General features: G+C 70.0%; 19 protein-coding genes and 1 other RNA gene. 7 read left to right on the top strand and 13 right to left on the bottom strand.

The window, feature by feature from the left end; genetic code table 11:
• Window positions 1–24: 24 nt before the first annotated feature.
• From FIU83_RS17555 to ffs, 12 genes are all read right to left on the bottom strand, one after another.
• A complete protein-coding gene (locus FIU83_RS17555) occupies window positions 25–786 on the bottom strand; it encodes a hypothetical protein (protein ID WP_216645071.1) in 762 nt (253 codons plus the stop codon).
• A gap of 219 nt (window positions 787–1,005) precedes the next feature.
• Window positions 1,006–1,455, bottom strand: a complete 450-nt coding sequence (locus FIU83_RS06045) for a YcgN family cysteine cluster protein (protein ID WP_152483214.1) — start codon at window positions 1,453–1,455, stop codon at window positions 1,006–1,008.
• 134 nt (window positions 1,456–1,589) lie between these two features.
• A complete protein-coding gene (locus tag FIU83_RS06040) occupies window positions 1,590–1,901 on the bottom strand; it encodes a YcgL domain-containing protein (protein WP_152483213.1) in 312 nt (103 codons plus the stop codon).
• Window positions 1,898–3,025 carry a ribonuclease D gene (gene rnd / locus FIU83_RS06035; protein WP_152483212.1) on the bottom strand — a complete coding sequence of 376 codons (1,128 nt, stop codon included), beginning with the start codon at window positions 3,023–3,025 and terminating at the stop codon, window positions 1,898–1,900. The genes FIU83_RS06040 and rnd overlap by 4 nt, the downstream gene beginning before the upstream one ends.
• 28 nt (window positions 3,026–3,053) lie before the next feature.
• Window positions 3,054–3,659 carry a recombination mediator RecR gene (gene recR / locus FIU83_RS06030; RefSeq protein WP_152483211.1) on the bottom strand — a complete coding sequence of 202 codons (606 nt, stop codon included), beginning with the start codon at window positions 3,657–3,659 and terminating at the stop codon, window positions 3,054–3,056.
• A 22-nt stretch (window positions 3,660–3,681) separates the two neighbouring features.
• Window positions 3,682–4,008 carry a YbaB/EbfC family nucleoid-associated protein gene (locus FIU83_RS06025; protein WP_152483210.1) on the bottom strand — a complete coding sequence of 109 codons (327 nt, stop codon included), beginning with the start codon at window positions 4,006–4,008 and terminating at the stop codon, window positions 3,682–3,684.
• A gap of 45 nt (window positions 4,009–4,053) precedes the next feature.
• A complete protein-coding gene (gene dnaX / locus FIU83_RS06020; RefSeq protein ID WP_152483209.1) occupies window positions 4,054–5,955 on the bottom strand; it encodes a DNA polymerase III subunit gamma/tau in 1,902 nt (633 codons plus the stop codon).
• A gap of 145 nt (window positions 5,956–6,100) precedes the next feature.
• Window positions 6,101–8,371 carry a bifunctional diguanylate cyclase/phosphodiesterase gene (locus FIU83_RS06015; protein WP_152483208.1) on the bottom strand — a complete coding sequence of 757 codons (2,271 nt, stop codon included), beginning with the start codon at window positions 8,369–8,371 and terminating at the stop codon, window positions 6,101–6,103.
• Window positions 8,372–8,565: 194 nt separating this feature from the next.
• Window positions 8,566–9,597 (bottom strand): histone deacetylase family protein, encoded by a 1,032-nt coding sequence (locus tag FIU83_RS06010; RefSeq protein WP_152483207.1) that lies wholly within the window; start codon window positions 9,595–9,597, stop codon window positions 8,566–8,568.
• Window positions 9,591–9,830, bottom strand: coding sequence for a hypothetical protein (locus FIU83_RS17550; RefSeq protein WP_216645070.1), 240 nt, complete (start codon window positions 9,828–9,830; stop codon window positions 9,591–9,593). The genes FIU83_RS06010 and FIU83_RS17550 overlap by 7 nt, the downstream gene beginning before the upstream one ends.
• Before the next feature lie 63 nt (window positions 9,831–9,893).
• Window positions 9,894–10,628 carry a tellurite resistance TerB family protein gene (locus tag FIU83_RS06000; protein WP_152483206.1) on the bottom strand — a complete coding sequence of 245 codons (735 nt, stop codon included), beginning with the start codon at window positions 10,626–10,628 and terminating at the stop codon, window positions 9,894–9,896.
• A 233-nt stretch (window positions 10,629–10,861) separates the two neighbouring features.
• An RNA gene (gene ffs / locus FIU83_RS05995) (signal recognition particle sRNA small type) lies at window positions 10,862–10,958 on the bottom strand.
• A gap of 244 nt (window positions 10,959–11,202) precedes the next feature.
• Here ffs and FIU83_RS05990 point away from each other — a divergent pair.
• From FIU83_RS05990 to FIU83_RS05980, 3 genes are all read left to right on the top strand, one after another.
• Window positions 11,203–12,426, top strand: coding sequence for an acetyl-CoA carboxylase biotin carboxylase subunit family protein (locus tag FIU83_RS05990; protein ID WP_152483205.1), 1,224 nt, complete (start codon window positions 11,203–11,205; stop codon window positions 12,424–12,426).
• A gap of 63 nt (window positions 12,427–12,489) precedes the next feature.
• Entirely contained in the window at window positions 12,490–14,508 is a 2,019-nt protein-coding gene (locus tag FIU83_RS05985; RefSeq protein ID WP_152485270.1) for a hypothetical protein, read from the top strand.
• Between the two features lie 162 nt (window positions 14,509–14,670).
• Entirely contained in the window at window positions 14,671–15,435 is a 765-nt protein-coding gene (locus FIU83_RS05980; RefSeq protein WP_152483204.1) for a TlyA family RNA methyltransferase, read from the top strand.
• A gap of 18 nt (window positions 15,436–15,453) precedes the next feature.
• Here the strand turns inward: FIU83_RS05980 and mscK are convergent, their stop codons facing one another.
• Window positions 15,454–18,906 (bottom strand): mechanosensitive channel MscK, encoded by a 3,453-nt coding sequence (gene mscK / locus FIU83_RS05975; protein WP_253939551.1) that lies wholly within the window; start codon window positions 18,904–18,906, stop codon window positions 15,454–15,456.
• 146 nt (window positions 18,907–19,052) lie between these two features.
• On the opposite strand from mscK, the gene FIU83_RS05970 reads away from it, so the two are divergent.
• The 4 genes from FIU83_RS05970 to FIU83_RS05955 all read left to right on the top strand — a co-directional run bounded on the left by FIU83_RS05970 (window position 19,053) and on the right by FIU83_RS05955 (window position 21,163).
• Entirely contained in the window at window positions 19,053–20,093 is a 1,041-nt protein-coding gene (locus FIU83_RS05970) for a phospholipase A (RefSeq protein WP_152483202.1), read from the top strand.
• A gap of 77 nt (window positions 20,094–20,170) precedes the next feature.
• Window positions 20,171–20,503: a YqjD family protein gene (locus tag FIU83_RS05965; protein ID WP_152483201.1), complete on the top strand. Its 333-nt coding sequence runs from the start codon at window positions 20,171–20,173 to the stop codon at window positions 20,501–20,503.
• Window positions 20,503–20,898, top strand: a complete 396-nt coding sequence (locus FIU83_RS05960) for a phage holin family protein (protein WP_152483200.1) — start codon at window positions 20,503–20,505, stop codon at window positions 20,896–20,898. The genes FIU83_RS05965 and FIU83_RS05960 overlap by 1 nt, the downstream gene beginning before the upstream one ends.
• Window positions 20,885–21,163 (top strand): YqjK family protein, encoded by a 279-nt coding sequence (locus tag FIU83_RS05955; RefSeq protein WP_172976036.1) that lies wholly within the window; start codon window positions 20,885–20,887, stop codon window positions 21,161–21,163. The genes FIU83_RS05960 and FIU83_RS05955 overlap by 14 nt, the downstream gene beginning before the upstream one ends.
• The last annotated feature ends 75 nt before the right edge of the window (window positions 21,164–21,238 follow it).

Raw genomic sequence — 21,238 nt, 5'->3', positions numbered from 1 at the left:
GGCTCCTACCGGAAGAGCCCCACATCAACGGCCGCCACCGGCACCGCCGCCGGCACCACCGCCGGAGCCGCCGCCCGAGCCGCCGCCGGAACCGCCGCCGGAACCACCACCCGAGCCGCCGCCGGAACCACCACCCGAGCCGCCGCCGGAACCGCCGCCGGAACCACCGCCGCCGCCACCGCCGGAACCACCGCCGCCGCCACCGCCGGAACCACCGCCGCCGCCACCGCCGGAACCACCGCCGCCGCCACCGCCGGAACCACCGCCCCCGCCACCGGAATGAGGTAGGCCGTTATCGCCATTGCCGTCGTCGGTGCCGTCGTCGGTGCCGTCATCCGTTCCGTCATCCGTTCCGTCATCCGTTCCGTCATCCGTGCCGTCATCAGTGCCATCGTCGGTTCCGTCATCCGTGCCGTCATCGGTGCCGTCGTCCGTTCCGTCATCCGTGCCATCGTCCGTTCCGTCGTCCGAGCCATCACCGCTGGCGGCCAGCACGATATCGCTCCCGTCACGCGCGCTGGTCAGCCCCGCGTCGCCCTCCCCGGCGCTCGGCGGATAGAGCAGCAGCAGCGACTCAGGGCTCTGGCGCGTCGGCAGCCAGGACTGCAGCTGCGCCATCTCCTGCTCGTCGAGCACCCGGCCCTCGTTCATGAGGTCGTTGAACATCGCCGCCATCTCGTCGTCGCTAATCGCCTCCCCGCCCCACGAGGAGGACTGCGCCGACACACCGGACGAGGCCAGGGCCCCCACCGCCACGGCCAGCACTAGCTTCCTGAAGCCTTTCATGATGCATCCCCTTATCGTGATCCCACGCCCCCGAGCGTGACGCGCCACACACACTCACGCTGGACAACAAACCGTTACACAAAACGAAGCATCGTCCGGGGCGCTGGGCGGCGCCATAGGACGAAGCCATGAAAGCACGATGGTAAGGGCATGAGCCTAGACGCCCACTGCGTATGAGGCGCCTCAGGCATGGGGCCGAGGGTCCCGACGAGGAGGGGGTCAGCCGTCGATGGGCAGGATGGCGATGATGTGCTCCTCGAGTGCCTCCTCGGGCACCTCGCGCTGGGAGACGGCGAAGCTGCGCACACTGACGCCCTTGCGGTGCATGCGCTCCGGCCCGCCGGCGATCAGCGGATGCCAGGCGGCCAGCTTGCGCCCCTCCGCCACCCGGCGGTAGGCGCAGGACTTGGGCAGCCAGCGGAAATCGTCGATGCGCTCGGGCGTCAGCTGCGTGCAGTCCGGCACCCTCTCGAAGCGGTGGGCATAGTCGCCGCAACGGCAGCTCGGGATATCGAGCAGCTCGCAGGCGACGTTGAGCACCGCCAGGTCACCGCTCTCCTCGTCCTGGAACTTGAGCAGGCAGCACTGGCCGCAGCCGTCGCAGAGCGCCTCCCACTCCTCGTCGGTGAGCTCCGCCAGGTCGAAGCGCTCCCAGAATCGTTCTCTCATGCTCTCTCCTGCCCCTGTCGGGGCCTCGGCGAAGCGGGGCTCACCCATGGCGTCCATCGCCGGTGGTGCCGCACCGGGTTGCCATGTCGTGGGGCGTGATCCAGCGAGGTTCGCGCAGCATCGGGCGCGTTAGACTAATACCGCGCCTCGGTCGGGGCGCGATAGAGGTCGAGCAGGTACTCCTCCTTGGCGGGGGGCATCTGCAGGTAGTAGCCCTTCTCGCGAATGGCGGCCATGACGTCACCGGCCTGGGCTCGGCCCAGGCGCTTCTCCGGGGTAAGGATCAGGGTCATGGTGGGCAGCGGCCGACCGAAGTGCTCGAGCAGCGCCTCGGGCACGTCACCGAGCCCCTGGCGCTTGTCCACGTAGAGGTACATCTCCTCCTTGCGCGCGCTCTTGAAGATCTCGCAGAGCAGCTTGTCGCCGCGCATCCGGTCGTCGCTCATCGTGATGCCTCCTCGAGGGCCGCGGTCAGGCCCGTCGCCAGTCGTTCTCGACGCCAGCCGCCGGGCAGGGGCAGCGGCTCGCCGCGCAGGTCGGCGCTCACCAGGGCCTCCAGCTCGCGCCGCTTGAGCAGCACCTCGGGGGCCACGCCCAGCGCCTCGGCCTCGGCATTGACCACCTTCTTCAAGGCTTTGAGGCGCTGCTTGAACTCGGGGGACATCGGCGAGAGCGGTGCCGCCGGCAGCGCCTCCTCGTCGACCTTCACCGCCTCGCGCACCAGCCTCAGCAGCTCGTCACCCTCGCGCTTGATCAGCGCGGGCTTGAGCTCCTCGATCCGCGACAGCTCGAAGCGGTTCTCCGGCAGCTGCTCGGCCATGGCATAGAGCAGCCGGTCGGGCACCAGCCAGCCGCGCGGCACGTCGCGTCGCCGGGCCTCGCCCTCGCGCCAGACGGTCAGGCGCCGATAGGCCTCCACCTGGCGTGGCGAGAGACGCCAGAGCTGGCGGTGGCGCAGGTACCACTGGCCGTCGGCGGCTTCGCTGCGCGCCGCCTGGGCCACCAGGGCGGCGCACTCCTCCTCGACCCAGGCCATGCGGTCCAGCCGCTCGAGGGCGGCGCGCTGGCGCTCCCACACCTCCAGCAGGAAGACCACGTCCAGGGCCGCGTAGCGCAGCTGGGACTCGGAGAGCGGTCGCAGCAGCCAGTTGGAGCGGGTCTCGTCCTTGGGCAGGGTCTCGCCGGTCCAGTGCGCCACCAGCTTCTGATAGCCCATCGAGGGCACCTCGCCGAGCAGCGACTGGGCGACCTGGGTGTCCACCAGCGGCGCCACGGGCACCCCGGCCCAGTGGGCGAAGACCTCGAGGTCCTCGCTGGAGGCGTGCAGCAGCTTCAAGGGCCCTTCGGCGAGCAGGCGACGGAAGGCCTCGGTGCACGCTACCTGCTGGGGATCGACCAGGAAGGCCGGGCCGCCGGCGGCGAACTGGATCAGCGCCGGCACCGGATGGAAGGTGTTCTCGCGAAAGAACTCGGTGTCCAGGGCGATCACGTCCGCCTGGGCCACCTCGGCACAGGCGGCGTCCAGGGCGGTGGGGGTATCGATCCAGCGAATCTCGGGGTTCAGGGTCATGCAGGGTTCCGACAGCAGGGAAAGGGGCTCAGTCGCCCCGGAAGGGCAGGCGGCCGTTGAAGGCGCGGCTCAGGGTACCACCGTCGACGTACTCGAGCTCGCCGCCCATGGGCACGCCATAGGCCAACCGCGACAGCGTGACGCCCCGGGGAGCCAGCTGGGACGCGATGTAGTGGGCGGTGGCCTCCCCCTCCACCGTGGGGTTGGTGGCCAGCACGACCTCCTCCACGTCCCCCTCGGCGACCCGTGCCTCGAGCTGGTCGAGCCCGATGTCCTCGGGGCCGATGCCGTCGAGTGGCGAGAGGTGGCCGTGCAGCACGAAGTAGCGGCCGCGAAAGCCGCCGGCTTCCTCGATGGCCAGCTGGTCGGCGGGGGACTCCACCACGCAGAGCAGGGCCTCGTCGCGCCGTGCGCTCTGGCAGATGCCGCAGACCTCCTCCTCGGTGAGGGTCCGGCAGCGCCGGCAGTAGCCGACCCGCTCGAGCGCCACGTCCATCGCCTCCACCAGGCGCCGGCCGCCGTCACGGTCGCGCTCGAGCAGGTGCATGGCCATGCGCTGGGCGGTCTTGGGGCCGACGCCGGGCAGCACCCGCAGCGATTCCATCAGTCTCTCGATCAGCGGGGAAAAGCTCATGGTCGGTCCGTCTCGGCCTGGTTCAGAACGGCATCTTGAAGCCCGGCGGCAGGTTGAGACCGGCAGTGGCCTCCTCCATGCGCGCCTTGGAGTCCGCCTCGACCTTGCGCACCGCGTCGTTCACGGCGGCCGCCAGCAGGTCCTCGAGGAGTTCCTTGTCCTCCTCCATCAGGCTCGGGTCGAGCTCGACCTTGCTGACGTCGTGGCGGCCGTTCATGGTCACCTTGACCATGCCGGCGCCCGCCTCGCCCAGGACCTCGGCCTTGGCGACCTCCTCCTGGGCCTTCTGCATCTTCTCCTGCATCTCCTGGGCCTGCTTCATGATGTTGCCCATGCCACCCTTCATCATGGCGAAATCCTCTCGTGGTTGGTGTGATCGGTCGCGGCGCGCGGCTCAGCCGCGCGCCTCGGCCTCGGCGGGCTTGACCGTGGATTCGATCAGGCGCGCACCGAAGGCCTGCTGCAGCTTCTGTACATGGGGGTCGCGATTCAAGGCTTCAATCGCCTCGGCATGCCGCTGGGCGGCCAGGCGATCGGCCTGCTGCCGGGGCGTCTCGATCGCCGAGGGCAACGCCCCGGGTTCGATCGTGAGGCGCCGCTCGACCCCGATGGCCGCCAGCGCCTCGCGGATGCGGCTCACGTGGACCTCGGCGTTCATCGCCTCCTGGGAGGGATCGAGGCGCAGCGTCAGCCGCTCGCCGTCGTCGGCCTCGACCACGCAGTGGGCCGCCAGGTTGCGGGTCAGCCCGCCGAGCCCCAGCCCCTCGAAGCGGGCCAGCCAGGCGGCGTGGTCGAAGCGTCCCTCCGGCGCGACCACCTCGGGCTGATCGGCGGGCGCGGGATCGTCGGGGGCCTCGTGCGGGGGGGCAGGCTCGGGCTCGGGCTCGGGCTCGGGCTCGGGCTCGGGCTCGGGCTCAGGCGAGATCGTCGCGGCCTCGGCCGGCGGCGTCACGTCCGCTGCCGCTGGCACCTCAGCGTTCGACGCCGGGCGGGGCGGCTCGGCCGCGGGAGGCGGCTCGGGCGACTGGAGTGCGGTCGGCGCGGACGCCTGGCTCGGGGCGGCCTCGGCCGACGTGGCGGGGGCCGCCGCGGGACCCGGTGCCGGCTCGCTCCCCGGGCTGCCGGCCGGGCCCGATTCGCCGCCGCCCGGCTGCCCGCGCAGAGGCAGCGGCGTCTGCGCCGGCCGCGGCACGCCCTGGGGACGGAACGCCAGCATGCGCAGCAGGGTCATCTCCAGGGCGGTGCGCAGGTCCGGGGCGTGTTCCATGTCGCCGCGGCCCTGAATGCCGATCTGGTAGAAGAGCTGGATGTCCTCGGCGGTGAAGCGAGCGGCCAACGCCAGCAGGGCGTCGCGGTCGCCGTGGCCGTTGTCCACGGCGTCGGGCACCATCTGGGCGATGGCCAGGCGGTGCAGCACGCCGGTGATATCGTCGAGCACCGCGGCGAAGTCCGGGCCCTGCTCGGCCAGGGACGCCACCTCGCCGAGCAGCCGGGCGGCATCCACCTCGGCCAGCGCCTCGACCAGCGCCAGCACGTGGCGATGATCGAGGGTGCCGAGCATGGCCGCCACGTCGGCGTGACGCACCTCGCCCTGGCCGAAGGCGATGGCCTGGTCGGTGAGGCTCATGGCATCGCGCATCGAGCCCTCGGCTGCCTTGCCGAGCAGCCACAGGGCGCTCTCCTCGAAGGGGACCGATTCGGCCTCCAGCACCGCGGCCAGGTGCCCGACGATGCGCTCCGGCGCCATGTGCTTGAGGGTGAACTGCAGGCAGCGCGACAGCACCGTGGGCGGCAGCTTCTGCGGGTCGGTGGTCGCCAGCAGGAACTTCACGTGGGGCGGTGGCTCTTCCAGGGTCTTGAGCAGCGCGTTGAAGCTGCTGGTGGAGAGCATGTGCACCTCGTCGATGAGGTACACCTTGTAGCGCCCCTGGGTCGGCGCGTACTGGACGTTATCGAGCAGCTCGCGGGTGTCCTCGACCTTGGTGCGCGAGGCGGCATCGACCTCGATCAGGTCGACGAAACGCCCCTCGTCGATGGAGCGACAGCTGTCGCACTCCCCGCAGGGGGTGGAGGTCACCCCCTCGTCGCCGCGGCCGTTCGCCGTGCAGTTCAGGCACTTGGCCAGGATCCGCGCCAGAGTGGTCTTGCCGACGCCGCGGGTACCGGTGAACAGGTAGGCGTGGTGAAGCCGGCCCTGGTCCAGGGCGTTGACCAGCGCGCGCTGGACATGCTCCTGGCCGACCAGCTCATGGAAGGTACGCGGTCGCCACTTGCGGGCCAGAACCTGATAGCTCATGCAGCGCGGGATCCTTGCGGTAAAGCGAACAGCAGCTGGGTGATGGGGGCGCCGGGCCACCGGGCGGCTCGCTGGAGCGTGCCCGTGCCTCGACGGCAAACGGTCATTCTATCGGCCGCGGCGCCCGGCGAAAAGCGGCACGGCCTCAGGCCTCCCGCGCCAGCCCCTCGGCTCCCCAGCGCCGGGCGAACTCCGCGGCCGTCAGCGGCGGGCTCAGGTAGTCGCCCTGATAGGCGGGACAGCCCAGCGAGCGCAGGAACTCGAGCTGGGTGGCATCCTCCACGCCCTCGGCGATGACGTCGAGCCCCAGGCGCTCGGCGATCGAGAGGATGGCGGCGACGATGGTCTCGTCGTCGGGGTCGCCAGGCACGTCGCTGATGAAGGAGCGGTCGATCTTGAGGCACTGCACCGGCAGGCGGGTCAGGTAGGAGAGCGAGGAGTAGCCGGTACCGAAGTCGTCCACGGCCAGCTCGACGCCCAGACGCCGCAGATCGTTCAGCCGCTCCAGGCCCTCATCGGCATGGCCGATCACGAAGCCCTCGGTGATCTCCAGCTCGAGCCGCTCGGGCGAGAGCCCACTCTTCTCGAGCGCCTCGCGTACGTCGGCGACGATGTCCCCCTGCACCACCTGAAGCCCCGACAGGTTGACGGCGACCCGCAGGGGGAGCCCGGCCAGCTCCCACTCCCGAGCCTGGCGACAGGCCTCGCCCAGCACCCAGCGGCCGATCAGATGAATCAGCCCGGCCTCTTCCGCCAGGGCGATGAAGCGCCCCGGCCCGATCATCTCGCCCTCCGGGGTCGTCCAGCGCACCAGCGCCTCGGCCCCGAAGACTCGGCTGCCCTCCACCCGCGCCTGGGGCTGGTAGTGCAGCACCAGTTCCTGACGCTCCAGGGCGCGACGCAGGCCCGTGTCCATGGTGAAGCGCTCGCGGCTGGCCTCGGCCAGCGCCGGCGTATAGAACATCCAGGTGTTGCGCTTGAGCGCCTTGGCCCCGTACATGGCGGTATCGGCGCGCTGAATCAGCTCGCCGGCGTCGCGCCCGTCGCGGGGCGAGACGCTGATGCCGATCGAGGCGCCGATGAAGATCTCGTGCTGGTCGACGATGAACGCCTGCAACAGGGCATCGATCAGCTTCTGCGCCACCCGGCCCGCATCGGCGGGCTCGTGCAGGTGCTCCAGGATCAGCACGAACTCGTCCCCTCCCAGGCGGCCCAGGGCGTCCTCGTCGCGCACGGTGCGGCTCAGCCGCCGTCCCACCGCTTGCAGCAGCCGATCGCCCAGCGGGTGGCCGAGGCTGTCGTTGATGTCCTTGAAATGGTCCAGGTCGAGGAACAGCACCGCCAGGGCGCTGCCGTCCTCCTCGGCGCGCTCCAGTGCCAGGGCGAGGCGCTGGTTGAGATAGGTGCGATTGGGCAGCCCGGTCAAGGCGTCGAAATGGGCCGAGCGACGCAAGCGACCGGCCTGATCGGTGATGCGCGACAGCAGCGGGCTGATCACCCGGGCGGTCGCCAGGGCCCCCAGCATCATCAGCACCAGCATCACGATGGCCGCCCAGAGCAGCTCGTGGTAGATCACGCCGTAGAGGCCGCGGGCGGGGATCTGCACCAGCAGCGCCCAGCCCGGGGTGGCCAGTGGCGCCTGCACCAGCACCGCCGCGTCGCCCTCCTCGTCGCGGCGCATCTGCGTGAGCTCGACCCGCCCGCTGGTCAGCGCCTTATCCAGGCGCTCGGCGAGCCGCCCGTCGACCTCGACCGGGACCAGCGCGCCACCGGGCCCCGCCGACAGCAGCGCCGGACCAGGCGGCGCCCGCAGCCACTGACGGGCCCCCTCGCCGAAGCGACCGGGATCGCCGAGCACCTCGGCGATCCCCCGTGCGCCGAAATAGAGCCGGTCACTGCCCAGGCGCTGGCCATCGCGAGAGAGCACCGGGGTCGTCACCTCGATGAGTAGGCCTTCCTGCGCCGCCACCAGGCGCGTCTCGTCGGCCGGCCGGGTGGCGTCGGTCGCTCGCGCCGGCGGCACCCGGCCGATGGTCACCAGTGGCCGGCCCGCCGGGTCCCGCCGCACCAGCCCCACCAGGTCCGTGGAGGGCAGCATCGCGTCCACCAGCGTCGGCGCCATGTCATCTGCCAAGGCGTCGCGCCCCTCGCCGGTCGCGGCAGGGTCCTCCAGATAGGCTTCCAGGCGGCGCCGCAGTTCGGAGCGACTGGCGATCTGGCGAGCCACGTCCCGATAGCGCGCCAGCAGGTGATCGAGACTCTCCGCCTGGGCCGAGGCGCTCATCAGGGTGACCGTCTCGAGCCCCTGGCGATGGCCCTGGTAGAGCGGCCAGGCCGTTGCCAGCCCGACCAGCGCGCCGGTGACGAGGATGCCAAGGGTCGCCAGCGTGACGATGCGGCGTTGGGCGTGCTTCATCCGAAGCCACCCCCGTTGCGGTGGACACCGCCGCCCTCGGTCACCGGGGCGGACCGAGCCTCGACGCCGTCGGGCTCGGCCGGATCATCCCACATGCTGCATCCTCGGTGGCCGGCGCTCTCGCCCTTCCAGTGTGGCCCGCAGGCCGGTAAACGCCAAGCCGGGCGCGGGCCGCCGAGCGCGTCGACCGGGACTCAGGGCCGTTCGAATCCGCTCAGCACGTTGACCGCGTTGATGCCGATCTCCTCCACCGCGTAGCCGCCCTCGAGCAGGAAGACCGTGGGCAGGCCGAGGCGTCCCAGCCGACGCCCCACGTCGGTGAAGTCGTCGCTCGAGAGCGTGAAGGCGCTGATGGGATCGTGCTCGAAGGCGTCGACGCCGAGCGAGACCACCAGCAGCTCGCAGCCGGCCGAGAGGATGCGCGCCTTGGCCGCCTCCAGCGCCTCGGCCCAGGCGGCGTAGCCGGTGCCCGGCGCCAGGGGGTAGTTGACGGTGAACCCCTCGCCCGCCCCTTCGCCGGTCTCGTCGGCGTGACCGAGGAAATGCGGGAAGCAGTGGCGCGGATCGCCGTGTATCGAGAGGAAGAGCACGTCGTCGCGGTCGTAGAAGATCTGCTGGGTGCCGTTGCCGTGATGGAAGTCGATATCAAGCACCGCGACCCGGGAACGCCCGACGTCCAGGGCGCGCTGGGCGGCGATGGCGGCATTGTTGAAGAAGCAGTAGCCGCCGAACTGGTCGGTGGCGGCATGGTGGCCGGGCGGGCGGCACAAGCCGAAGGCCGGCTCGCCGCTCGCCAGCACATGATCCACCGCCGAGAGCGCCACGTCCTTGCTGGCCATGGCCGCCTCGAAGGTGCCCTGGCAGATCGAGGTGTCGGCGCCCAGAGCGTAGTGTCCGAGCCGGCCGTCGATGTGATCCGGGATGACGCGACCCGGCATGGCGCGGGTCGGCCAGACCCAGGCGATCGCCTCGCCCTCGCGGCCGGCGGCCACCCAGTCTGCCCAGCAGCGCTCGAGGAAGGCGACATAGTCGGCATCGTGAATCGCCAGCACCGGGGCGAGGCCGTGCTCGGCCGGCTCACGCACTTCGCCCAGGCCGCTCTCGCGCACGCGCTTGAGCACCAGGTCGACGCGTTCGGGGCATTCGTAGGGGGTCACCATCCGGCCGCCATCCAGTTCGGTGCGGGCGCGGCGCAGCTTGGTCCGTTCGGTGTGGAAGGTCAGCATCTCGGTCGGGCATCCTCGTCGGTCGGTAAGGAGAAAGGGGCACCGGGGCGAGCCGGGCGCCACCATGCAGGGTACTCGCGCAGCAGGTCGGCGCCCACGTTGGGCTGGTTGCCGATCACCAGGAACTGGTCCTTGAGATCGTCGATGCTCACTTCTTCCCGGCCGCTCAGCGGATGCCCCCTCGGCTCCAGGCAGCGCGCCTGGGTCGTCAGCCACTCCTCGACCCGCAGCACCCGGGAGCTCGCCGGCAGCGTCCCGAAGCCAAAGGCCAGCCCCGGGATCGCGGCAGCGACGCCCTAGGCGGCCGACAGCGCCTGGCGCTCGAGTTCCTGGCGCATGCCCTCGTCCAGCCCCAGGGCACTTCCGAGCTGGTCGAGCCAGGCGCGCTCCATGGGGTTCTGATCGTCGATCACCGCCACGCTGACCAGGTACATCTCCCGCGCCGCCTGGGGCGAGTCGGCCTGGCGGGCCACTGCCTCGGCGTCCAGCGGCGCCGAGAGCTGGCGCTCCACCCAATCGTGGAGCTCGGCGTCGGCGCCCATGGCATCGATCTGCTCGGCCAGCAGGGCGCGCTCGCGCTCGTCGATATGGCCATCGGCTCTCGCCGCCATGATCACGGCCTGCAGCAGCTCCAGGCTGCGCCGCTCCCGCGAGGCCCCCTCGAGGCGTTCCATGGGGTGCCCCTCGGCGGCTTCGTCACCGACACGCTCTGCACCACCATCGCCGCGCGAGTTCTGCCAGGCCTTCCAGGCCAGCACGCCGACGCCGGCAATGGCGCCATACTTCAGCGCCTTGCCGCCCATCTTTCGACCGCGTTTCGAGCCGATCAGCATGCCGAGTGCCCCGCCGCCGAGCAGGCTCTTCATGTCGACGCCGCCCGAGGAGGCACCGCCGCCGCTACGCGAGTCACCACCGCCGCCGAGAGAAGACGTCACGCGATTCACCATCTCCTGGACGTCCAGGCCGCCGGTGCCCTTGTGGCCGCCGGCGGCCTGTTTCATGACCTGCTCGAGGATGCTCCTGGCGTTCATGTCGCGCTCCTTGTGAAAACGGCTAGGGCTTCGATGGCAACAGACCGAATAGGTTTCCCGACCGAGGGCGCATGGCAGCGAGGCAACCCGGGAGACGGCGCATCGCACTGCCGAACGCCAGACATGTGGCCACGCATCGCACGGGTGGCGAAGGGCTTCAGCACATCATGGGAGGGGCATCACACCGGTCGATGACGGCACGAGGAGGGAGAGGGGTGCCGAAAAGGAGGCGGCCCCGAAAGCCACATCCCGGCACACGCGTCCACCACTACCGTTGCTCCCTTCCGGGCCTGGCGGGGTTTGCGGTTTAGCGTTGCGGGAGGACCAACGGGGCCACCACGACGAGCGTCTCATGGACGCCGAACGCCAAGCGGGTCAAGCACTTGGCGAGCGGGGCGCACTATACCAAGCGAGCACCGCTGCCGCAAGGCATACCCGGCACCGGTGGCCGAGCGTTAGCGCCCTCGGGATGTGAAAGCACGATCCCTGGTGTAGGGTGGAGGTAGGCCGCACCGCGTTGGCGCACTCGACAACGCGGTGCCATCACCTCTTCCCCACACCCAGGAGGCGCACCATGAAGAAGGATCCAAACAAGGGCCATATCGCTCTGCTTGGCTGGAGCCTGAATGCCATCGAAGCCGCCGAGAACTTCGATCGACGCTACGTCGTGGTGGCCCCGGATTGGGCGGAAGAGTACTGCCAGAAACACGACATCCCCTACGTGCCTTGGAACTTCGAGCGTCTCAACGACCGCTCCATGGAGATCGCCGAGACCCTCAAGGAGATGGGCGTCGACGTGGCGATCCCGCTGTTCGAGGAGACCGTCGAGTGGGCCGGCGCCATCAACTCCGTGCTGCTCGACAGCCCGCGCCTCTACGGCCAGTCGCTGCTGCTGCGCGATAAGGCGCTGATGAAGCGGCGCGCCCAGCTCGGCGGTATCCGCGTGGGCATCTTCGAGGAGGCCCACGACAAGGAGGACGTCATCCGCTTCTTGAAGCGGGTCAACCAGACCCTGCTGAAGCTCGACGGCGACCCCAACGATCCCATCCACCTCAAGGCCTTCGACAAGGCGGGCTGCCTGGGGCACCGCGTGATCCGCACCCCGGACGAGGTCGATACCATTCCCGAGGAGGAGTTCCCGGTGCTGATGGAGTCGCACCTGGACGGCTGGGAATTCGCCGTCGAGGCGTGGATCCACAACGGCAAGATCGTCTTCCTCAACATCTCCGAGTACGTGACCCTGGGCTACTCGGTGTTCGTGCCGGCCTCGCCGGAGCTGGAGAAGTACCGCCCCCAGATCACCGCCCAGATCGAGAAGCTGATCAAGGCCTTCGACATCGAGTTCGGCCTGATTCACCCCGAGTACTTCGTCACCAACGACGGCGAGATGTACTTCGGCGAAGTCGCCTATCGCCCGCCGGGCTTCAAGGTCTTCGAGCTGCTCGAGCGGGTCTACGGCTTCAATGCCTACCAGGCCAGCATGCTGGTCTTCGACCCCAAATCGACCGACGACGAGGTGCGCGACTTCTTCCCGAAGGAAGTGGTCGATGCCGACGGCTACGCCGGCTGCTTCGGCGTCTACCCGCGCCGCCGCGTGGTCAGCAAGCTGGACATCCCCGAGGAGGTCGAGGACGACCCCTACTTCGAGTCCCACGAGCTGACCCCGCCCCTGGAGGAGACCGTCACCAAGCGGACCGCCTTCGGCACGCACTGGGGCCTGGTCTACTTCAAGGGCGACGAGGCCGCGCGCATGAAGGAACTGCTCAAGCATCTGGAAGAGCTTGATTTCTATGTCTAACGCAGGCGTCATGACGACGTGACAGCCTGACGACAAGGAGTCTGCGTGACGACGCCACGTGACATGATCAGCAGCAGCGATGCGCCGGCGGCCAGCGACAAGCTCGCTGGCCTGCTGAAGAAGCTCGATGAGGCCATCGGACTGCTCCACGACGCGCGCGACTTCGCCAAGCCCGGCAAGCTGCCCAGGGTGCTGGACACGGCCCGGCGGGTGATGCTCCAGGAAGGCGGGTGTCAGGGGGTCGAGCAGCGCGCGAGCGCCCTCGAGGAGGCCGGGGTCTTCCTCGGCTCCGACTGGCAGACCCCCCAATACCTCGTGCCCTCCCTCACTACCCACGCCTTGAAGAGCGCCGACCCCAACACCGTCGTGATCGAGGCGCTGAGCGAACTGCGCCTGCTGGCCGTGGCCAAGGGTGACTTCGTGCACCCGCAGGTCTCGATGGAACAGGCGCACCACTACCTGACCCAGGCGATGGCCATCAACCTCTGGTTGCTGTTCGGCGCTCCCACCGAGGCCGAGCGCGAGACCCAGGGGCGGCTGGCCATGGTGCCCCGTCACCTGTTTCGCCACCTGGCCGAGCGCATCGGCTACGAACACATCATCGACCGCCTGATCGAGGAGATCTGGCGGATCCTCGAGCAGCGCCCCATCCAGGTGGAACCGGTCAAGCAGATGATCACCCAGATCGCCATCTGCCAGGCCAACCCCGAGATCGACCTCGGGGCCAGCGGCCAGGGCGCCGACCGCCTGGTCAGCTCGCTGTTCGGCCCGACACGCGCCTGTCGTGAGGACCCCGGGCTGGAGGCCTATCGCGAGCGGCTCTCCAGCATGGACGCGACGGCCCTGCAGGGCGAGGCCACCGGCTTCGCCCGTGCCATGCACGATACCGGCCTGGTCTCGGCCTACCACCCGGTCCTGCTGCGCCACCTGCTGGACCACAACGACCACCTGCTGGCGGAGGCGCTGGGGCTCTCCTCCACCGGACGCGACTGCCTGCTCTGCTATCGCGAGCTGGTGCATGCGCTGATCCGCGGCGGGGTCTATCCCGCCACGCCCCAGGCCGCCTACGGCCTGGCGCTGATGCTGGAACGCGGCATCCTCTACCAGCCGCCGGTGGCCCCGGCCATGTGGCGCCAGCTGGGGCTCTCCCTCTCGGAGTGGTCCCAGGCACGCCTCAACCTGGCCTTCGGCGAGAGCGTCTCCCCCCGCGCCCGCCTGCTGGAGGGCGTACTCTGCATGCTGGGCCTGCCGCTGGGCGTGGGCCAGGGCAACAATCCCACCTGCCAATCGGCCCGGGCGCTGTCGATGTGGGCCTACAACGACCCGGACTACCTGCTGCAGATGGTGACCTGGGCGGCCCGCGACGACGATATCATCATGCACTTCGAGGGCATGCCGCTCTCCTCCATGGCGAGCCTGTCGGGGGTCGCCCAGACGCTGCCCATGGACCTCGACCCGGTCTCGCTGATCGTGGTGCCGCACCTGGATCGCATCTATGCGGAGATGGGGCGGCGCTGCATCGGACGCGAGGGCGACCCCCACCGCTGGGTCAACCCGGAGTTCCACGGCTGGTGGTCCGGACGCGGGTTTCGCATCAACGTCGACGTGGCCACCGGACAGCTGCATGAACTGGACGACTTCCTGCGCCACTTCTATGCCAGCTACCACCCCTACTACAACGGCAACCAGCCACTGATCCACCCGCAGCCGGCGGGCATCGCGGTGACCGACAGCGCCGCACGCTTCATCGGCTGGCATGCCATCACCATCCTGCGGGTCAACCTCGACCCCAGCGACGAGATGCGCGTCTACTTCTTCAACCCCAACAACGACAGCGGCCAGGACTGGGGCGATGGCATCAAGGTGAGCACGGCGGACCAGGGGGAGCGCTTCGGCGAGTCCTCGCTGCCCTTCGAGCAGTTCGCCTCGCGCCTCTACATCTACCACTACGACCCCCTCGAGCGCGGCGAGCTGGCCAAGATCACCCAGGAGGAGCTGGACCGGGTCACGGCCTACATCCACCGCAGCTGGGGAAGCGACCGGATCCCGCCCGCCGAGCTGCAGGCGGACCAGGGCCCCTAGCCCCTAGCCTCCCGCCTCACCGACGACGCCCCACAGATGCCCCGCGCCCGGCCCTCGCCAGGCGCGGGGCATCGCACTGGCCCTTCCACGCCGAGTGGCGCCGCGTGCAGGCGGCACGATATGCCATAATGGCGGCCCCATCCCTGCCTCGCCGGAGCCGCCATGCCCCGCCTCGATCAGCTGCTTGTCACCCAGGGCCTGGCCCGTTCCCGCACCCGCGCCCAGCGGCTGATTCGCCACGGCCGCGTGCGCCTGGCGGCAGGGGGCGCCCCCCTCGTGAAGCCGGGCGAGAAACTGCCGGCGACCGCCGAGCTCGTGGTGGAGGAGGACCCCGAGGAGCGATATGCCTCCCGGGCCGGGCTCAAGCTCGAGGCGCTGATCGAGGCACTCGGACTGACCCTGAACGGGCGCCTGGTGCTCGACGTGGGACAGTCCACCGGGGGCTTCACCGACTGCGCCCTGCGCTTCGGCGCACGCCACGTGATCGGCGTGGAGGTGGGGCACGACCAGCTGGATGCCGCCCTGCGCGACGACCCCCGCGTGACCTGCCTGGAGGGGCTCAATGCCCGGGCCATGACCGGCGACCCGCGCCTCTCGGCGGCCTTCGTCGCCCAGGGGGCGAGCGGCCCGGAGCTTGCCGTGATGGATGTCTCCTTCATCTCGCAGACGCTGATCCTGCCCGAGCTCGCCGCCCTGCTGCCGGCGGGCGGCGAGCTCGCCAGCCTGGTCAAGCCGCAGTTCGAGGTGGGTCCGGGCGGCGTCAACGCCCGAGGGCTGGTGGTGGACGAGCGCCGCTTCGCCGAGGTGGAGGCGCGTATCCGCAAGACCTGCGCCGAGCTCGGTGTCGAGATCCTGCACTGGCAGCCCAGTCCGCTGCTCGGCGGCGACGGCAACCGGGAGTTCCTGCTCCACGCCGTGCGGCGCTGACTCTCCGCCTTCCCCGACTCAGCGACCAACGTCGCCATCGCCGTCCCCCCCGGCGTCGAGTTCGCCCGGGTCCCCCTTGGCGCCGGGCAGCGGCCGGTCGGGCTCGGCCAGCCGCCGCGACGAGACGCTCTGAACCCTGCTGGCCTGGCCGCCGGCCCGATGGAGCCAGACGTCGAGCTGGTTGAAGGCGATGTCGATGCCGTGCTCGGCGAACAGCTCCCCCACCCGGCAATTGATCTCGTCGGTGGCGTAGAGCCGATCGCCGAGGCTGTTGACGAAGATCCGCAGCTCGAAATCGAGGGCGCTCTCCGCGTAGTTCATGAAGAACACCTGGGGCTCCGGGTCGGCCAGCACCCGCGCGTTCTCGTCGGCCGCCTCGCGCAGCAGGCGGTGCACCAGGCGATGATCCGAGCCGAAGGCGACCCCATAGGAGAGCACCACCCGGGTGATGGTGTCGGAGAGCGACCAGTTGATCAGCTGGTCGGTGATGAAGGTCTTGTTGGGGATGATGATCTCCTTGCGATCGAAGTCGGTCACCGTGGTCGCGCGGATGCGGATCTTGCTCACCGTGCCGGTGAGGTTGCCCAGGGTGATGGTGTCGCCGATGCGCACCGGCCGTTCGAACAGGATGATCAGCCCCGAGACGAAGTTGGCGAAGATCTCCTGCAGACCGAAGCCGAGGCCCACGCTCAGGGCCGCCACCAGCCACTGCAGCTTGCTCCAGGAGACCCCGAGGGTGCCCAGCGCCGCGACCACGCCACCACCGACGATGGCGTAGGCCAGCAGCGAGCTGATGGCGTAGGCGCTGCCCTGCTTGAGCGCCAGCCGGGAGAGCACCATCACCTCGAGCAGGCCCGGCAGGTTGCGCGCCATCATCAGGGTCAGCCCCACCACCAGCAGGGCGGTGATGACATCGGCCACCGAGACCATGGTGCCGAGCGTCTCGGCGGAGGAGCCCTCACCGGGTTCGAGCAGAGTGACCTGTTCGAGATAGCCGAACACCGAGAGCAGGTCCGACCACACCAGGTAGAGCACCAGGATGAAGCCGATCATCAGGATCAGCTTCGAGAGGCGCAGCGACTGCTGGTTGACCTGCTCCATGTCCAGCGGCGGCTCCTCGACCACCTCCAGGCCCTCGCCGCCCTCCTGGGCCTGGGCATGGCGCCTGGCCAGGGCGCGACGGTAGGCCAGCCGACGTGCCGCCACCGCCAGGCCGCGGATCACCGCGGCCTCGACCAGGATCCATAGCCCCAGCAGGTAGAGCGAGATGACGAAGCGCCCCACCAGGCTCAGGGCGGTGTACTCGTAGCCGTAGGCGATCAGCCCCGCCAGCGCCAGCGGCACCAGCGCGATGGCGAGCCCCAGCATCAGGCGGAACAGCTTGACCCCGAAGAAGGGCACATGGGCGAGGATCAGCTTGGCCAGCACCAGGCTCATGGCAAACAGGCCGCCGAGCATCAGCAGCAGGCCGACCGGCCGCTGGTTCAGCGCGATGCCGGCGTCCCGGGCCGGCGGGGTGATCAGCAGCACCGGGACCAGCGCCGCCCCCAGCCACCAGAGCCAGCCGCGCAGCGCGCTGGCATAGCCGACGGGCCAGTAGAAGTGGCGCGTGGCCACGCCCGACGGGACCAGCAAATGGCGCGCCCAGCCGAGCACCGCCCAGGCCAGCGCCAGGTGCAGCAGCGCCTCCCCGATGGCCTGGCCGGCACCCTGGCCGCCCGCGACCAGGGCGACGCCCGCCGCCAGCAGGCAGAGCGGGCCGGGCAGCGCCAGCAGGCCGTTGAGCGCCACCGCCTGGGGGGTGTGCCCCTGGGAGTCGCGCTTGAGGTGGCCGACCTCCTGGTGCAGCTGCGACAGCCGCGCCCGGAAGCGTCGGCGACAGGCGATCAGCCCCAGCGCCGCCAGCAGGATCGGCACACCGGCAAGCGCCCGGGCGTTCGGCAGTCGCCAGTTCGCCGGCAGCAGGACGCGCCACTCTCCTTCGCGCCACTCCGCGGCCAGGTGTTCCGGCAGGTGGCCCAACCAGGCGAGGCTCAGGGGGCGGGTGTTGGCGATCCAGAACAGCTGTTCATCGATGGTGGCACGCAGTGCCTGGCTGGTGTCGAGCAGCTGCTGCTGGTTGAGCTGCAGGTCGATGGCCGCGCTGAGCATGTCGCCGTAGGCCTTCTCCAGCTGATCGACCAGCTCGCGGCGCGCCTGGTACAGATCGAGCAGCGAGTCGACCAGCGGTGGCGAGGCCTCGGCGTCGGCCTGCTCGATCCTCTGGCGGGCCAGCTGCCGGCCCTCGCGCAGCTGATCGTGCTGGCGCCGGAGCTCGAACTGCTTGAGATGCAGGTCGGCGATCTCGTCCTGCAGGCCGGGGCGCTCCTCCACGCGGGGCAGCGTCAGCCGCTGCTCGCGGAGGATGCGCGACAGCAGCATGCTGCCACGCACGGCGTCGATCTGCTCGTTGAGGTTGCGCTGAAGCTGACGAACCCGATCAAACTGGCGACGCACCTCCTGCCCCTCGCGCACCAGGCGATTGGCCCGGTCGGTGGCGCGCAGCAGCTCGAGGCTCATGGTGCGGTTGATCTCCCGCGCCTCGCGCACCAGGGGGTGGCCGACGATGCCCTCCCCCTCCTCGCTGACCGCCTTGGCGATGGCCTCCTCGGACGCTTCACGGCGGCGGCGATCGATGACCGCCTGGAGCATGGTCAGCCGTGCCTCCTGCCGGGCGACCTGACGCTCCAGCAGGTCACGGCGCTCCTGATCGAGTTCGCGCAGTTGGCTATTGGTCTCCAGCCGACGCTGGTGCAGCGCCAGGGTGCGCTCGGCCAGGGCGCGCTCGATGCGCAGCTGCCATCGCCCCGGGGCGTCCGTCGCCACCTCGGCGTCGGCCAGTTCCTCGAGTTGGCGACGCCGCTCATCGACCCGCTGCATCGCCTCGCCGATGGCCTGCTGAGCGCGCTCCGGCAGGGTCTGAGCATTGAGCAGCCGGGAGGAGACCTCGGCGAGCGTGTCCTGGGACGCCGACAGCGCCTCCTCTGCGCTCTTGCGACGCGTCTCCAGCGCCTCGAGGGAGAGCGACTCCAGCTCCTCGAGGGTCGCCTGCCGATCGACCCGTTCCATCTCGTCGAGGGCCTGCCGGGTGCGCTGCAGCGCCTGGGGTGCCTGCTCGACCCGGGCCTCGAGCTCGGCCAGCTGCTCCTCCGCCGCGGCCAGTTGCGCCAGGCCCTCCCGGGCCGCCCGCAACGCCTCGATCTCCCGCTGGACGCCATCGGGGGGCGTCGCGCCCTCGTCCGGCTGGCGTTCCTCGAGGCGGGCCTCGATCTCCTCGCGGGTCGGAAGAGGCCGGTCGATGCCGGCCGGCGATGCGACCTCCTGGGCCTGCACCGGCGGCGCCACCGGTGATACCACCAGCAGGCTGATGAGGAGTAACAGGCCGAGGCACGCGGCAGCGCAGCGACGAGCGAGGGGATAGGGGGCGTTCAAGGGGCGGCCTCGGTTATGATGAAGCATCGCGTGATTCTCGACCTCCGGGGACGGTAAGGCAACGATCGCCTGTCGCCCCGGGAGCACAGTTGACTTGCCGGCCTGGCGTGATAGAAACGCCGTGTTCCTCCACAAGGTGCCCGACCATGATGCCTGCCCGATCCCCTCTGTACGCCGCGACACTGCTGCTCGCGGGCCTCGCCGGCGCAGTCCAGGCTGCCGCCCCCCTGAGCGAGGGCGAGCGACAGGCCATCGAGGCGCGCATGGCCGAGCTCGAGGCAGAGATGGGGGCGCTGCGCCAGCGCCTGCAGGCCAGCCAGGAGGCGTCCCCTGCTCCCACCACGCCCGACGCCGATGCCAGCGGGCGAGAGCTCGAGGAAGTGGTCGAGGAGCGCCGCCAGCTGGAGCGCGCGTCGGCCCAGAATCCCTATGCCATCACCACCCATCGCCGCAACTACTGGTTCCCGCTGAGCTACAACGCCACACCCGGCGACGGGGTCTTCCGCGGTGTCAGCGACGACACCGAAGCCGACCGGGCGGAGATGAAGTTCCAGTTCAGCGTCAAGTTCAACCTGGTCGAGGATCTCTTCGGCGACATGGGCGGCGACCTGCATTTTGGCTACACCCAGCGCAGCTGGTGGCAGGCCTTCAATGCGGATGCCTCCTCGCCGTTTCGCGAGACCAACTACGAGCCCGAGGTGTTCCTCGACTTCGACAACGACACCTCGCTGCTGGGCTGGACCAACATCCATAACCGCGTGTCGCTCAACCACGAGTCCAACGGGCGCTCCGAGATACTCTCCCGGAGCTGGAACCGGCTGATCCTCGAATCCACCTTCGTCAACGACGACTGGGCCCTGGTCCTGGCCCCCCACTGGCGCATTCCCGAGTCGGAGAGCGAGGACGACAATCCCGACATCCACGAGTACCTGGGCTACGGCGACGTCACCGTGGCACGGCGCGTCAATGACGACAATGAACTGAGCCTGATGATGCGCGGCAATCCCGCCGAGGGCCACCTGGGCACCCAGCTGGACTACTCCTGGCCGATGTTCGGCAGCATCCGCGGCCACCTGCAGTACTATTACGGCTACGGCGAGAGCCTGATCGACTACGACCAGCGCACCAATCGCCTGAGTCTGGGCTTCAGCCTCAACCCGCTGTTCACCGCCAGCAGCGAGCGCTGAGCCGGTCAGGGACGGATGCAGAGCCGTCCGACCTGCTGCTATGCTGACCGTGTCATTCACCGTCCAAGGAAGACCCGATGGCCAATCAGCACTCCCGCACCAGCGAATCCACCCAGCAGCTCAAGGAAGACCTGCACCACCTCACCCAGACCATCGAGGAGCTGGTCAGCGCCACCGCCGATGACTCCCGTAGCAACATCAAGGAGCTCCGCGAGCGCGCCGAGAAGCGGCTGAAAGACACCCGCGGGCGCCTCGAGGAGCGCGGCGAACGCCTCTACGGCGAGGCCCGCGACAACGTGACCCAGCAGGCCGACGCCTGCGACCGCTATGTCCACGACAACCCCTGGACCAGCATCGGCATCGGCGCCGCCGTGGGCGTGGTGGTCGGCATGCTGATCGGGCGGCGCTGATGGCGGAGAGCCAGGGACCGGCTCACCGGCTGTTCGGCGCGGGCAAGCGCCTGCTCGGCAGCCTGTTGGCGACCGGCGAGACGCGCCTGCGCCTCGCCGTGCTCGAACTGGAGGAGGAGCGGGCACGCCTGGTCGGCCTGCTGCTGCTGGCCGGTCTCAGCCTGATCCTGCTGCTGCTGGGCATCGGGGTGCTCACCACCCTGGTGATCGTCGCCTTCTGGGAAACCCACCGCCTGGCCGCCATCGGCGCCAGCGCCGTGGTGCTGCTGGGCAGCGGCCTGCTGCTGGCCCTGCGCGTGATGCAGCTGGCCAGGCGCCGCACCCTGCTCGCCGGCACCCTGCGCCACCTGGCGACGGATCGCGAACTGGTGGAGGCGAGCCGTGAATCGCGCTGACCGGAAGGCACGCCGGGCCGAGCTCGACCACGCCATCGAACAGCAGCGCATCGACCTTCTGGTGGCCGCCCATCGCTGGCGCACGGCCGAACGCACCCTCGACCGTAGCTGGCGCTTCCTGTCGCGACACAGGACCCCGCTGCTGGTGGCCGCGGGGCTGCTCGCCTATCGCGGGCTGCGCCACCCCCGCGGCGCGGTCCGCCTGGCACGCCGCCTCACCGCCGGCGTATTCTTCGCCAAGAAGGCCCGCGACCTGCTGCGCTGAGCCCCGGCGCTCCGGCCCCCTGCCCCGGGCGGCTCTCCCCCCGACCGCTCCCCGGTCGCCGCACGGTTCCGGCGT

This window comes from Halomonas sp. THAF5a, assembly GCF_009363755.1.
Lineage (GTDB): Bacteria > Pseudomonadota > Gammaproteobacteria > Pseudomonadales > Halomonadaceae > Halomonas.
The sequence above is the reverse complement of the archived record's forward strand: the minus strand, read 5'-3'. Positions and strand labels throughout refer to the sequence as shown.